Here is a 14,189-nt window from a genome sequence, read left to right as displayed (position 1 = left end):
AGGCCTTCTCTAGCGTCAGATATATTTTGAATATTAACTTTTTAATTATTAAGATATGAATTTAGCAATCCACTACTATCCTACTCGAAACCTAGTTGAATATGAGCGTAACCCACGTAAAAATGACGATGTGGTCAACAGAATGTGTGCTTCAATCAGGGAATTTGGCTTTCGTATTCCAATAGTTGCAAAAAGCGATGGAACTGTGGTTGATGGTCATTTAAGACTTAAAGCAGCAAGAAAGCTTGGTATGGAAAGTATTCCAGTGGTTTTAAGTGATAATTTAAATGAACCACAAACCAAAGCTTTTCGATTACTGGCCAATCAATCAGCTAATTGGGCAAAGTGGGATGATGAGCTTTTGAAAGTAGAAATTCAAGAGTTAGAAGATTTACAGTTTGATCTTAAAATGACTGGATTTGAGCTAGAAAAAGTTCAACATTTCCTTGATGATTTAGATAGTGAAAAAGAAGATCTTTCTGACTTGGTTGGTGATGAAAAAAGGGTAGAAATAACAAAACCAGGTGATTTATGGATTTTAGGTGATCATCGAATCTATTGTGGTGATAGCTCTTTAGTTGAATCATATAAAGCGGTATTAGATAATAAAATGGCAGATATTACCGTATGTGATCCTCCATATAACGTTGATTACGTTGCGACGCGAAGGCGTCAGAAGTAGCTGTTTCTCAGGATTTTCTAGGTTTTCTTAGAAAGATCAAGAAGAAACCGTCCGTGTTGCCGGATGAATCTAGGGGCATGAATTAAGTAGCTGCCCTGACAATGTAACAAAGCATTATGCGGGATACAAATTGCAAAAGGCGTATTCTCCCTCAAACCATACAGAGGGTAAGTGCTAGATAGTGAATAAGGTGAAGGTAACTGAACCTGTGATAAAGACCGTAAACGTTGACAAGCGAAAGCGGTTGATACGCTTGGGCCAAAAGGCATTGGAAGCAGGAGGAACATCTCGTAGTTGTGTTCCCGTAACCTATAAGCTTCTCGGTCGACAGCAGGCACCTAAGTTCACAAGCTACTTTTGGGGAAGCGTGGAAACCCTGTACTTGCTCCCTACCATAGTGGGGACAGCAAACTGTAAGGAATGCTTATGGCAGTGCAGGTTTGGGATGTCGGAAAAAGCAAAGGTCTCACTGTAATGGTGGGAATACCAGTTGAAACATTACTGGACATAAAAGTGTGCCCACGTCCGATAGGTCTTTCTTTGTAAGAGATTTTGGAGAACTTTTTATATATGAGGAAAAGCAAATGACAACACTGACATATTCAGCGATTGGTGCATCCTCTACACCTACAATTACATGGGAATCTATTAATTGGACTAAAGTGATAATAGGTGTCAAAAAGCTCCAGATGCGTATTGCAAAGGCTGTTCGAGAAAGAAGGTACGGCAAAGTGAAAGCTTTGCAATGGATATTGACACATTCGTTTACTGCAAAACTTTTGGCTGTTAAACGAGTCACTCAAAATCAAGGAAAAAACACCCCTGGGGTTGATGGCTTAGTTTGGCGCACACCGCAACAAAAGATCAAAGCTGTTCAATCGTTAAAGCGTCGAGGATATTGCGTCCAACCGCTCCGACGAGTATGGATTCCAAAAAGAGCAGGAAAAAAACGTCCTTTGGGAATACCAACTATGAAGGATCGGGCAATGCAGGCTCTTTATCTGCAAGCACTTGAACCAGTTTCAGAATCAATTTTAGATCGTCATGCCTATGGTTTTCGGCATAAAAGATCAGCTGCTGATGCTATTGACCAATGTTTTAAAACGTTGTGCCAAAAAGTATCGGCACCATGGATCCTAGAAGCAGATATCAAATCTTGTTATGACTCCATTAGTCATGCATGGCTTTTAGAACACTGCCCTATGGATAAGAAAATTCTGAAAAAATGGCTGACAGCAGGATACATGGATAAGAACACTTTTTATATCATTAAAGAAGGTACTCCTCAAGGAGGGATCATCTCTCCTACACTGATGAATATTACCCTTAGAGGCTTAGAAAAGACAGCCCAAAAATCTGCCTTTTGGCGCGATAAGGTTAATACTACCGCCTACGCTGATGACTTTATTATTACAGGAAGATCGAAAGAAGTCCTTGAAAACAAAGTAAAACCAGCAGTGTGTGCCTTTTTGAAGGAGCGTGGATTGGAATTCTCAGTAGAAAAAACTAAGATTACTTCCATTGATGAAGGATTTGATTTTCTAGGATTTACGATTCGAAAGTATCGAGGAAAGCTCTTGATCATGCCTTCTAAAGCAAGTATCAAAGAGTTCCTAAAAATGATCCTGGAAACCATGAGACTTCACAGCACAATAACAACGGAACAACTTATCTACACCTTGAATCCTAAGATCAGAGGATGGACAAATTATTACCGTCATGTTGTGTCAAAGAAAGTGTTCAACTATGTCGATCATAAGATCTTTGGTGCGCTTTTGAGATGGATTAAAAGAAGGCATCCAAATAAAAATTTTCAATGGAGAAAGCAGAGATACTTTTGCACCATTGGCAATAATAACTGGACCTTCTTTGCTAAGTCTTCAAAAGATAAAGGACAAGGTAGCATGGTAACTTTAATGCAAGCTGCCTCAATTCCGATTGTGAGACATGTCAAAATAAGAGCAGATGCTAATCCCTATGATCCAAAGTTTAATTCATACTTTTTCAAGCGAAATCTTGAAAGAAAGAAATACCAACATTGTATTAAGGAGAAGTAATTATGACGAAACTTGAGAACCAGTCTTCTATCGATAACAGCCGGGCAAATAAATCTGCCTTTGAAAGGCTTGAGCCGTATGACGGAAAACTGTCAAGTACGGTTCTTAGGGGGAAAAGGAGCGGCAACGCTTCTCTTTCTACCCGGCGTAGCAGTCAAGATAAAAAAATATTAAACGATAATCAAGGTGAAAAGTACGAACTTTTTCTCTACGACATCTGTTCCCATATTTTAGCATATACGAAAGGTGCAATTTACATCTGCATATCATCATCAGAGTTTTCAACTTTGCAAAAAGTATTTGAGGAAGCAGGAGGAAAATGGTCAACATTTATCATTTGGGCAAAGAATCACTTTACGCTAGGAAGATCAGATTATCAAAGACAATACGAAGCAATGCTTTATGGATGGAAAAGCGGCAATAAACGTGAGTGGCATGGAGGAAGAAATCAAAGTGATCTGTGGTTTTATGATAAGCCAACGCACAATACACTACATCCAACGATGAAGCCAGTAGAGCTAATGGAGAGAGCAATAGTTAATAGCAGTAGACCAGGAGACATAGTACTTGATCCATTTAGCGGATCTGGAAGTACACTGATTGCATGTGAGAGAACAGGAAGAATTTGTAGGACAATAGAGCTAGATTCAAAATTTGTAGATGTAACGATAAAACGTTGGCAAATATATACCGGAAGAGAAGCTATTCTTTCTGGTACTGGTAAAACTTTTGCAGAAATTCAAGAAGAAAATTCGTAAAAAGGAGCGAAAAGAGAGGAGGAAAAGAGTGGAAAAGATCACACAAACAGAATGGGCAAGAGAGATAGGAGTATCAAAGCAATATGTCTGTTATTTAGTAAAAAAAGGAATAGTTGAGTTGGAGGATGGTTTGATCAATAGAGAACAAGCAAATGAAGCAGTAGCGGCAATAAGAGATCCAAGTCAGCCACTGAGGAGGAAAAATCCAGAAAATGAAAATACAAGTAACCTTTCCACGATGTTGCTAAAAACTAGAATAAAAAATGAAATGGAACGAGGTAAACTTCTTGAGGCAAAAGCTAGGGCTGAGATAGGAGAACTTGTGTCAGTAGAGGAGGTAAAAACCGAAGCATTTAATGTAGCAAGAGTTGTCCGTAATAATTTGCTTAATATTCCAAATAGAGTTTCAGCGCTGCTTGCATCACTGAGTGACACTGAAAAGATTCATATGGCGCTAACTGAAGAGATTACAAACTCATTACAAGAATTATCTAATATTAAGTTTTAAATAATGTCTGCTAACTTAAGTTTAGAATTAATAAAGTGTCTCATTAATCAACCAGGAGTGGATGTAAATGTTAGAGGATTAAATGGAAAGACACCGCTGCATTATGCAGTAGAAATTAACGAGTTTGGTATGGTTGCACTCTTACTGAACAGGAAAAATATTAATCCACTGATCACTGATGATGATGGTAAAAGTGCGCTCTCTTGTGCAAGAGAAGAAATATTACAGGCGCTAATTAATAACAAATACGGATCAGAGCAAGATAGCTTACTCCACTTAGCTGCGATGTTGAATGAAGCAAATGCTGTAAGGTTTTTACTCGACAAAGGGGTTAATGTTAATGAGCAGAATGCTCTACTACATACAGCATTACACTTAGCAGCAGGAGCTGGAAATGAAGAAATAGTAGAAATTTTAATTAGAGAAGGAAATGCGGATAAGAACATTCTTGATGCGAGAAATCACGCAGCAATTCATTATGCAGTAAACAACAAGAAAATAGGAGTAGTAAAAAAACTAGTAGACCTCGATGCAAATGTAAATAGGACCGGTAGTGGAGAAAATGCAACAAAGTTATCACCTCTTCACAATGCTGTAAGCGTTAGCAATTATGATGAACGAGATTTGTGTTTGGATATTGTAAGGTGTTTAACAAATGCTCCAAACTCCAAGGTCAATTTACAAGACTATGAAAATAAAACACCATTACATTATGCTGAAAGACTTAAAACAATAGAGGTTTTACTAACGCGAGAAGATATAGATCCTTTGATTAGAGATGATAAAGGCAAAACACCATTTTGTTATGCAAGAGAAAGGAATAAACAAGATATAGTGGAAATTTTAATGAGTAGTAAATATGGAGAAGATAAAAACAGTTTACTTCATTTAGCTGCAAAAAAAGGATATGAGGAGTTCCTAGAAGAGATTTTAGAAGAGGGAGTTGAAGTAGATATTTTAAACAATAAAGGAGAATCAGCGATATATCTTGCAGCAATAAATAGACATTTTAATATAGTAAAATTACTGCTAAAGAAAAGAGCAGATGCTACAGATGTTTTTCAGTACGCAATAACAACAAATAACGTAAAACTGATAAAGTTATTAAGCAAAGAAAAAGATATAGTTTTATTTGGAAAAAATGACAACTTTCCAACGTTTCATTTATTGAGCAATAAATATTTTGAAGAAAGGAAAATAGCAGACAAAAAAATAAAGAAATATATCAATATCATCTGTGTTTCTATAACAGTATGTGCAATAGCGATAGTGGGAATTTACCCTAACATTATAGCTGCAGTAATGGTGGGAATAGTTGCACTCATAGCTGCAATAGTAATGAGTAATTTAATTCAGAAGTATATAGAAGAAGCGCTTGAAAAGAAAATGTTTATTGAACTCGAAAGTGAGAAAACAAGTGAGAGCGTAAGTCCTAATTTAAGTGATGTTGAAGTATCATCTAATGATGGTGAAGAGCTAGCAATATGATATACGCCACATCATTTTCTGAAGGTTTAAAACCAGATCCAGAGCTTAAAGTATCAGAGTGGGCGAATGAGTATCGAGTTCTAGCACCAACTGCAGCATCAGAGCCAGGAAAGTGGAGAACGGAAAGAACTCCTTATTTAAAAGAAATCATGGATTCACTTTCTCCGTCCTCACCAGCAGAAAAAGTAGTATTTATGAAGGGAGCGCAGATTGGAGGAACAGAAGCTGGCAACAATTGGATTGGCTATATCATCGATCAAACACCAGGACCAATGCTAGTAGTACAGCCAACAGTTGAAATGGGAAAGCGTTGGTCAAAAGGAAGATTTGCGCCACTGATTGAAAGTACACCATGTTTAAAAAGTAAAGTAAAAGACCCAAGATCAAGAGATTCAGGCAATACTGTACAAAGTAAGGAATTTCCAGGTGGAATAGTAGTAATAACCGGAGCAAATAGCAGTGTAGCACTGAGATCTATGCCAGTAAAATATCTCTTTCTTGATGAAATAGATGCCTACCCAGGAGATTCAGGAGGAGAAGGAGATCCAGTACTGCTCAGTATTGCACGAACTAATACATTTGCACGGCGAAAGATTTTTTTAGTGTCAACGCCAACGATTCATGGAATAAGCAGAATTGAGAAAGAATTTGAAGCAACAGATAAGAGATATTTTTTTGTACCATGTCCGCATTGTAATTACTATCAAGTATTAAAATGGCCACAAATTAAATGGGAGAACAACGACTCAAGAACAGCACATTATGTCTGCACTGAATGTAGCGGCAAAATAGAAAATCATCAAAAGACAGAGATACTTGAGCGTGGAGAATGGAGACCTACTAATAGAGTAAAAGGTGAGAAAAAAGGATTTCATCTTTCAAGTCTTTACAGTCCAGTTGGTTGGTATAGTTGGCAACAAGCAGTAGAAGATTTTCTCCATGCCAAAGAAAGTGAACAATTACTGAAAGTTTGGATAAATACTACGCTTGGAGAAACTTGGGTAGATAAAGGAGAAGTACCAGACTGGAAGCAATTATTTAACAGAAGAGAATTTTTTCAGATTGGCACAGTACCAAAAGGCGAAGTAGTTCTCACAGCAGGTGTTGATGTCCAAAAAGATCGTTTAGAAGTAGAAGTTGTAGCATGGGGAAAAAGTCGTGAAAGTTGGTCAATAGACTACCGAGTATTTGAAGGAGATACAGGAGGTGGAGAAGTATGGGGAAAGCTTTCGGAGCTCCTCAATCATCATTTTATCGGTGAAAATGGGCTTGAATATATGATAAGTATGATGGCAGTAGATGCTGGATATGCAACGCAAGAAGTATACAACTGGGTAAGAGGTCATCAAGGATCTGGAAGAGTAATGGCAGTGAAAGGTGTAAATAAAGCTCTAGTACCACTTAGCAGTCCAAGCAGAGTAGATATAACAGTTGGTGGTCAAAAGCTGAAAAGAGGAATAAAGCTCTGGCCAGTAGGAGTATCGATATTAAAGTCAGAGCTTTTTCAATTACTTAATGTTTTAAAAGAAGGTGAAGAAGCTCCAGCAGGATATTGTCATTTTCCTGAGTATGTACCTGAATATTTTAAGCAGCTAACGGCAGAGCAATTAGTCAGCAAGGTAGTAAAAGGATACACAAAACAGGAGTGGCAAAAGGTAAGAGAAAGAAATGAAGTACTAGATTGCCGAATTTACGCAAGAGCAGCATCGATAGCACTGGGAGTAGACAGATGGCCAGAGAGTAAATGGAATAGTTTAAGTGAAAAACCGGAAAATAAAAAATCAAAGAAAATAGTCAAAAGCAAATGGATCAGCAAGCAATAAATGTATAACGAAGATTATTTAATTCAAGTTGAACAAGCAATAAAGAAGCTTCAGAGTGGCGAAAGAGTGGTATCAATTGCATATGGTGATCATGTTGTGAGATATGCTGAAGTTCAGATAAAGGATCTACTGAGCTTAAGACAACGCATCAAAGGTGAACTAAAGATTGCTGGAATGAAGCCTAAACGAAAGATTATTTTTGCAACAAATAAAGGAGTTATATGAGGGAAAATTTTCTGAGAAAAGTTGTAAAAGAGGAATATTCTGAATTTTTAGAGCAATTAAAAACTTTCATAAAACTATGGGACAATAGAGAGAGTTCAGTAAATGGAATAATAGATTTGTCACATTGGCAAGAAAATGTGGATTTTGAGTTAGCTAAAGAGAGTGGTATAGTTGGAGTAATTCATAAGGCAACGCAAGGAACAGAGTACATAGATTCAAAATACAAAGAAAGAAGAAAAGAAGCTGAAGACTTGGGTCTATTATGGGGTTCATATCATTTCGGTGTAGGGGAAGATGGAAAGGATCAAGCAAATCACTTTTTGAATACAGTGGGTAAAGCTAAAAATACAATTGTTGCTCTTGATATTGAAGAGAACGAAAGTGGAAAAAATATAGAACCAAGACAAGCAGAAGATTTTATTAAAAAAGTTCAAGAAGAAACAGGGCGTTCACCTTTAGTGTATGGAGGTGCTAATTTTTTGAAAGATTTTGCCACACCAATTTTGACTAAATGTCCATTATGGATAGCAAGATATGGAGATCAACCTGTTTTACCGCAAGGCTGGAATAAGTGGATTTTATGGCAATACACCGACGGTAAAAATGGTCCAGAGCCACATGAAGTAAGTGGAATCGGAAAATGTGACAGAAATAAATTTAACGGCACATTAAAAGAATTAAGAGAATTTTGGTTAGTATGATGCTGAAAAATTTCAAACAACTATTTAGCAAGCCAAAAATCAAAAGTTCAGCCTGGGATGCAGCAGGCTCAGGAAGAAGGGTAATGTATTGGCAAGGAGAAGCGGGAAGCATAAATAATTTGCTTTCTCAAAGCCTTGAGCACTTGCGTAGCCGCTCTCGTGATATGGTAAGAAAAAATCCATATGCAGCAAATATTATTGATACAATAGTAAGTAACTCTATTGGAACAGGAATAAAACCGCAATCAAAAGCAAGAGATGGAGAATTTCGAAAGAAGGTGCAAGAATTATGGCTAAAATGGACAGATGAAGCAGACAGTAACGGAGTAAGTGATTTTTATGGATTACAAGCTCTAGTATGCAGAAGTATGATAGAGGGAGGAGAATGTTTTGTACGCCTCCGAAATCGTAAACTCGAAGATGGATTTTCTGTACCATTACAACTGCAAGTACTTGAGTCTGAACATTTAGATAATAAAACAAATCAAACTTTAGGAAATGGTAATGTAATAAGAAACGGGATTGAGTTTAACAGGCTTGGGCAAAGAGAAGCATACTACCTATTTAAAGAACACCCTGGTGAAAATACCTTTGGAGAGTCAGTAAGAGTGCCAGCAAACGATGTTTTACATATCTATAGACCACTAAGACCTGGGCAAATTAGGGGAGAGCCATGGCTTTCTAATATACTGCTAAAGCTTTATGAACTTGATCAATACGATGATGCAGAATTAGTGAGAAAAAAGACAGCGGCGATGTTTGCAGGATTTATTACGAGACTCGATCCAGAAGCAAATATTTTAGGAGAAGGTGAAAGTAATGAGCAAGGAGTAGCACTATCTGGCCTAGAACCTGGAACAATGCAGCTTTTAGAGCCAGGAGAAGACATAAAATTTTCAGAGCCGTCAGATGTTGGAGGAAGTTATGAAGCGTTTATAAGACAGCAACTCAGGGCAATAGCGATTGGTACAGGGATAACATATGAGCAGCTAACAGGAGATTTAACCGGTGTTAATTATTCATCCATTCGAGCAGGGCTGATAGAGTTTCGTCGTCGATGTGCTATGCTGCAACACAACACTATAGTATTTCAATTTTGCAGACCAGTATGGAGTAGATGGCTAGAATTAGCAGTGCTTTGTGGAGAACTGAGTATAGATGAAAAAGTAGTAAAAGCAGCGAAAGAAGAAGTAAAATGGATACCACAGGGATTTGATTGGGTGGATCCGCTAAAAGATCAGCAAGCACAGCAAATGGCGGTAAGAAATGGCTTCAAGAGCCGCTCAGAAGTAGTATCAGAAATGGGTTACGATGTAGAAGAAATTGACCAAGAAATAGCAGAAGATCAAAAGCGTGCTAATTCTTTTGGACTTTGTTTCGATTGTGACGTTAATGTGCCATAAAGTACAATAAGGGGAGGAAGGTGATGTGGATAAATAAACCAGTAATGGTAGAGAGAAGAAGCTTTGAACTACTATCATTATATAACAGCAAACAACCTATCTTTAAGAACTTAAAGCATTTTCATATAAACCCAAAAGGAATAGCAATAATACGTATTTATGGAGTTTTGACTAAAAAAACAGAAGCTTTTGATCATATTTTAGATATGACTTCGTATGAAAACATTCATGAAGAGATAGAGAGCGCTTTAGAAGATAAAAGCATAGAGACGATTCTACTTGACATAGACAGTCCAGGAGGGGAAGTAAACGGTGTCTTTGACCTAGCTGATTTTATTTATGAATCAAGAGCAAAAAAGAGAATTATTGCAATAGCAAATGATGATGCATATTCTGCTGCGTACGCTATAGCCTCTAGCGCTGAAAAGATTTTTCTCACCCGCACTTCAGGAATTGGGAGTATAGGAGTAATAGCAAGTCATATAGATCAAAGTGGATTTGACGAAAAACAGGGAATAAAATACACCACAATTTTTGCTGGTAGTCGGAAGAATGATTTAAATCCGCATGAGCCAATGACGTCTGAAAGTTTAGAAAGCTTACAAAAAGAAGTAGGAAGACTATATGAAATGTTTTTGCAGCTAATAGCAAGGAACAGAGGTCTTTCAATTGAAAAGATTCGATCAACGGAAGCAGGGCTTTACTTTGGTGAAAATGCAGTAGAAATAGGTCTTGCAGATGGAGTTACAACATTTTTTGAATTTATCAATAATCATAAAAGTAGGAGTGTTAGTATGACAACTAATGAGTTAACTGATGAAGGCTACGAAAACTGTCGTAGAGAAATTTTAGAGATAATAAGATTATGTAATGTATCAAAGATGCCAGAAAAGATAGGAGAATTTATTGAGCAAAGCGTAAGTGTTGAGCAAGCAAGGGAAGTTTTAATGGAGTTACTTGCAGAGCGAACAGCAAAAGCTGAGATTTTCAGCGCTTTACCACAAAATTCATCAGAAGATTTGATGATACAAGTAGCTAAAGCTCGAGCGCAATCAAGTATTTAAGTTTTCTTATAACCGCCGCGTACAACAACTACAAACATGGCGGTAAACTAAAGGAAAAAAAAGGAGAAAAGAAAATATGACATGTATAACTGAACAAAATAATCTGGGTGACTTATTAAAGTATGAGGCATCAAGTCTATATTCAAGAGACCAAATAACTGTAGCGAAAGGTCAAAATATTAAACTTGGTACAGTAGTTGCCAAGAAGACAGATGATGGTTTTATTAGAGTGCTGAACCCCACTGGAACAGACGGCACACAAACAGCAGTAGGAGTAATTACAACCGATATACATAGCAAAGATTCTGATATGAAAGGAGTAATTATTACTCGCAGTGCAATGCTAGCAGATCATGCAATTGTGTGGCCAGCAAATATCACTGAAGAGCAAAAAGCTGCAGCAATAAAGCAACTTGAAGCACGAGGGATCATTATCCGCAAGGGAGCTTAAAAAAACTATTAAAAATACAAAAGGGGGAAAAGAAAAAATGCAAAATCCATTTACAAATACAGCATTTAGCATGACGGCACTAACAAATGCGATGAATATATTGCCGATAAATTATGGACGTGTTGAAAATTTAAATTTATTTCCAAATAGGTCAGTAAGATTTAGACATATTACAATAGAAGAACATAACGGAGTTTTAAGTTTACTACCAACGCAAGTTCCAGGAGCACCAGCAACAGTAGGAAAAAGAGGAAAAAGAAAGGTAAGAACGTTTACGATTCCGCATATTCCACATGATGATGTAGTGTTACCAGAGGAAGTACAGGGAATAAGGGCATTTGGATCAGAAAGTGAACTGAAAGCGCTGGCGGATGTAATAACCGATCATTTACAGCTAATGAGAAACAAACATGCAATAACATTAGAGCATTTGCGTATGGGAGCGCTCAAAGGAATAATTTTAGATGCTGATGGCAGTGAATTATTAAATCTGCATAATGAATTTGAAATAACACCAAAAGTAGTAAATTTTGCCCTTGGAACAGCAACAACTGATGTAAAACGTAAGTGTCTGGAAGTATTGCGGCATATTGAAGACAACTTAAGTGGTGAATATATGACCGGGATTCATGCCTTAGTAAGTCCTGAGTTTTTTGATGCACTAACTTCTCATGCTAAAGTAAAAGAAGCATATGAAAGATGGCAAGAAGGAGCAGCGCTAAGGAATGATATGAGGTCAAGATTTACATTCTGTGGAATAACGTTTGAGGAATATAGGGGGCAAGCAACTGACCCTGAAGGAACGGTTAGAAGATTTATTGAGAAAGATACAGGGCACTGTTTTCCAGTAGGAACAGCAAGCACATTTACAACATATTTTGCACCAGCAGATTTTAATGAGACAGTAAATACACTTGGACAGCCACTATATGCAAAACAAGAACCAAGGAGGTTTGATAGAGGAACAGATTTACATACGCAGTCAAATCCTCTTCCAATGTGCCACAGACCTGGAGTATTAATCAAAATTACTGCAAGTTGACGATTATAGAGAGGTTATTGAAGGATTGTTTTGATCATCTAGGAGTGGAAGCCATATATTGTAATAAAAATAAGGAGGCGATTCGAAAAATAAAAGTGCTAATTAAACGTCCTGAGACTACGTACTCTCTAGGTGCAGATGGAGCATTAACTCAGCAAATTGCTTCTATAGAAATACGTGATCAGGACGTTACTTCCTTTAGCATAGGCGATTATATCAAGATTGAAAAAAGGTTCTACAAGATTTTTGAACCACCGTTAAAAGATTCTTCGAGTGAAATATGGAAAATTGAGGCAATAGAAAGTGTTTGATATTAAAATTAGTAACAATATTAATGAAATAATCTCCAATATTGAAAGAAAAGAGCAGAAAATAAAACTGGCAGCTATAAAAGCGTTAAACAAAACGGCACTATGGTTAAAAGCGCAAGCAGCTAAGGAAATCAGTGAGGAAAAGCAGATAAAATTAAGTTTGATAAGAAAGAGATTAAGAATTTTTAAGGCGAAAACTAGCAGATTAGACGTGTTAATTAGAGCAAATCTCTATGACATTAGAGCATCGACAATTGGCAAAATACAAAAAACAAGAAGAGGATCGAAAGTAGGAAAGCATGAGTTTATAGGAGGATTTGCAGCAGTTATGCCAAAAGGAAATAGCGGTATGTTTAAACGTGAAGGAAGAGCAGCATTTCCAATAAAGGAAGTAAAACTACCACTGGAACCAGAGGCTTCAAGGATAATAGGGAATCTTGTTAATTATGAAGTTGAAGAAGTCTTTACAAAGTTTTTTGAACGTGAATTGAGCTATAAAGGATGAATTTGAAAGATTTACATGATAAAATTTGTACCACGCTGAAGAGAGAAATACCAGCAATTCAAACTTGTGAAATTTATCCATCGATAAGAAAAGAATTATTAGCGCCAGCGTTATTTGTAGAGCTTGTGAGTTTAGAATCGGGAAAAGATCCTGGAACAGAGGAATTAGCGCTGAAAGCAAGATTTGAAGCACGCATTGTGACTGATAGCACAATAGAAAATGCCCCTATTATTGTCAGAACATTAGCAGCAGAAGTAGCAAGAGTAGTAAATAAAAATACTTGGAATGTGGAAAATGTTTCACCAGGAGAATTTATCTCTGCAGAAATTGACGGATTTAGACCCGAATTAGATGCATATTTGGTGTGGATGGTTGATTGGAGTCATCAGCTTCATTTAGGTAAATCGATATGGACAGAAAATAAGATTAAGCCACATACGATTATAATAGAAGAAAATGTTAGAGAGTAATTTTGCTATTTCAGAGCTGCAAAGAAAGTTAGCAAACATTGTACGAATAGGAGTTGTAAAAGAAGTAGATTATGAGAAAGCAAAAGTAAGAGTGAAGATAGGAGAACTTTTAACAGATTTTCTTCCATGGATAACTTCTAGAGCAGGAGAGGAAAGAAGCTGGCTACCACCAAGCATAAATGAACAGGTAGTAATATTGTCACCATTGGGAGAGTTATCATTAGGAGTAGTACTAGCTGGAATATATCAGCAAAATTATTCTGCTCCAGAGAATAGTGAAATGATTAACAGTTTAGTATTTCAAGATGGAACAAAGTTATTGTATGACAAAGAGAGCAAGAATCTTGAAATTTCTGTAGTGGATAAATTAAATTTCAAAGTAGGAAAATCAGAGATAGAAATGACAAAAAGTGGAATAAAACTGAAAGCAGAAAGGATCGACTTAAATTGAACAAAGGAATAGTGAGGTTAGGAGACTACTGTGGAGAAGCTATACCACATTTCTGCATTAGCGGAAGTAATAATGTTTTTGTAAACGGTAAGTCATGTGTAGACAAGGAGACAGTTTTAGTGAAGGAAAAGTAATGATTCAAGGATCAAAAACAGTGTTTGCAAATGGTCTTAGTGTAGGAAGAGTAGGAGATATAGTTTCATGTGGGTTTAAAGTAATAAAAGGCAGTGAAAGCGTCTTTGCAAAATAG

Annotated in this window: 14 protein-coding genes and 3 pseudogenes; all 17 read left to right on the top strand. The window is 36.9% G+C overall.

The features are described 5' to 3' along the window. Window positions 1-55: 55 nt before the first annotated feature. Window positions 56-676 (top strand): annotated as a pseudogene (locus AAGD59_RS04600) (ParB N-terminal domain-containing protein); the annotation flags it as partial. Between the two features lie 590 nt (window positions 677-1,266). Next, on the top strand, window positions 1,267-2,739 hold the full coding sequence (gene ltrA, locus AAGD59_RS04595; protein WP_264378235.1) for a group II intron reverse transcriptase/maturase: 1,473 nt from the start codon (window positions 1,267-1,269) through the stop codon (window positions 2,737-2,739). 155 nt (window positions 2,740-2,894) lie between these two features. Then, window positions 2,895-3,497: pseudogene (locus tag AAGD59_RS04590) on the top strand (DNA-methyltransferase); the annotation flags it as partial. A gap of 28 nt (window positions 3,498-3,525) precedes the next feature. Further along, window positions 3,526-4,005, top strand: coding sequence for a hypothetical protein (locus AAGD59_RS04585; RefSeq protein ID WP_341812887.1), 480 nt, complete (start codon window positions 3,526-3,528; stop codon window positions 4,003-4,005). A 3-nt stretch (window positions 4,006-4,008) separates the two neighbouring features. After that, complete coding sequence (locus AAGD59_RS04580; protein ID WP_341812886.1) at window positions 4,009-5,493, top strand: ankyrin repeat domain-containing protein; 1,485 nt, start codon at window positions 4,009-4,011, stop codon at window positions 5,491-5,493. Continuing rightward, on the top strand, window positions 5,490-7,316 hold the full coding sequence (locus AAGD59_RS04575) for a phage terminase large subunit family protein (RefSeq protein ID WP_341812885.1): 1,827 nt from the start codon (window positions 5,490-5,492) through the stop codon (window positions 7,314-7,316). The genes AAGD59_RS04580 and AAGD59_RS04575 overlap by 4 nt, the downstream gene beginning before the upstream one ends. Then, the gene (locus tag AAGD59_RS04570) at window positions 7,317-7,541 is read left to right on the top strand and encodes a gpW family head-tail joining protein (protein WP_114517333.1); all 225 of its coding nucleotides are present in this window, start codon (window positions 7,317-7,319) and stop codon (window positions 7,539-7,541) included. It begins immediately after the preceding gene. Then, window positions 7,538-8,242: a glycoside hydrolase family 25 protein gene (locus tag AAGD59_RS04565; protein WP_237350031.1), complete on the top strand. Its 705-nt coding sequence runs from the start codon at window positions 7,538-7,540 to the stop codon at window positions 8,240-8,242. Before AAGD59_RS04570 ends, AAGD59_RS04565 begins: the two co-directional genes overlap by 4 nt. Next, window positions 8,239-9,645: a phage portal protein gene (locus tag AAGD59_RS04560; protein WP_341812884.1), complete on the top strand. Its 1,407-nt coding sequence runs from the start codon at window positions 8,239-8,241 to the stop codon at window positions 9,643-9,645. Before AAGD59_RS04565 ends, AAGD59_RS04560 begins: the two co-directional genes overlap by 4 nt. 23 nt (window positions 9,646-9,668) lie before the next feature. Next, the gene (locus AAGD59_RS04555; protein WP_341812883.1) at window positions 9,669-10,709 is read left to right on the top strand and encodes a S49 family peptidase; all 1,041 of its coding nucleotides are present in this window, start codon (window positions 9,669-9,671) and stop codon (window positions 10,707-10,709) included. A 76-nt stretch (window positions 10,710-10,785) separates the two neighbouring features. Beyond that, a complete protein-coding gene (locus AAGD59_RS04550; protein ID WP_265027989.1) occupies window positions 10,786-11,160 on the top strand; it encodes a head decoration protein in 375 nt (124 codons plus the stop codon). A 37-nt stretch (window positions 11,161-11,197) separates the two neighbouring features. Next, window positions 11,198-12,202, top strand: a complete 1,005-nt coding sequence (locus AAGD59_RS04545; protein ID WP_265027990.1) for a major capsid protein — start codon at window positions 11,198-11,200, stop codon at window positions 12,200-12,202. Window positions 12,203-12,219: 17 nt separating this feature from the next. After that, a complete protein-coding gene (locus AAGD59_RS04540) occupies window positions 12,220-12,513 on the top strand; it encodes a hypothetical protein (protein ID WP_265027991.1) in 294 nt (97 codons plus the stop codon). Continuing rightward, window positions 12,506-13,018 carry a phage tail protein gene (locus AAGD59_RS04535; protein WP_406833170.1) on the top strand — a complete coding sequence of 171 codons (513 nt, stop codon included), beginning with the start codon at window positions 12,506-12,508 and terminating at the stop codon, window positions 13,016-13,018. Before AAGD59_RS04540 ends, AAGD59_RS04535 begins: the two co-directional genes overlap by 8 nt. Then, complete coding sequence (locus AAGD59_RS04530) at window positions 13,015-13,488, top strand: hypothetical protein (protein WP_265027992.1); 474 nt, start codon at window positions 13,015-13,017, stop codon at window positions 13,486-13,488. The genes AAGD59_RS04535 and AAGD59_RS04530 overlap by 4 nt, the downstream gene beginning before the upstream one ends. After that, on the top strand, window positions 13,475-13,939 hold the full coding sequence (locus AAGD59_RS04525; RefSeq protein ID WP_047759504.1) for a phage baseplate assembly protein V: 465 nt from the start codon (window positions 13,475-13,477) through the stop codon (window positions 13,937-13,939). The genes AAGD59_RS04530 and AAGD59_RS04525 overlap by 14 nt, the downstream gene beginning before the upstream one ends. Next, window positions 13,936-14,189, top strand: a pseudogene (locus AAGD59_RS04520) (PAAR domain-containing protein). The gene AAGD59_RS04525 and the pseudogene AAGD59_RS04520 overlap by 4 nt, the downstream one beginning before the upstream one ends.

The sequence above is a fragment of the Wolbachia endosymbiont (group A) of Cephus spinipes genome, from assembly GCF_964026895.1.
Taxonomy (GTDB): Bacteria; Pseudomonadota; Alphaproteobacteria; order Rickettsiales; family Anaplasmataceae; genus Wolbachia; species Wolbachia pipientis.
Note: the sequence above shows the minus strand (reverse complement) of the source record. Positions and strands in the feature narration are given on the sequence as shown.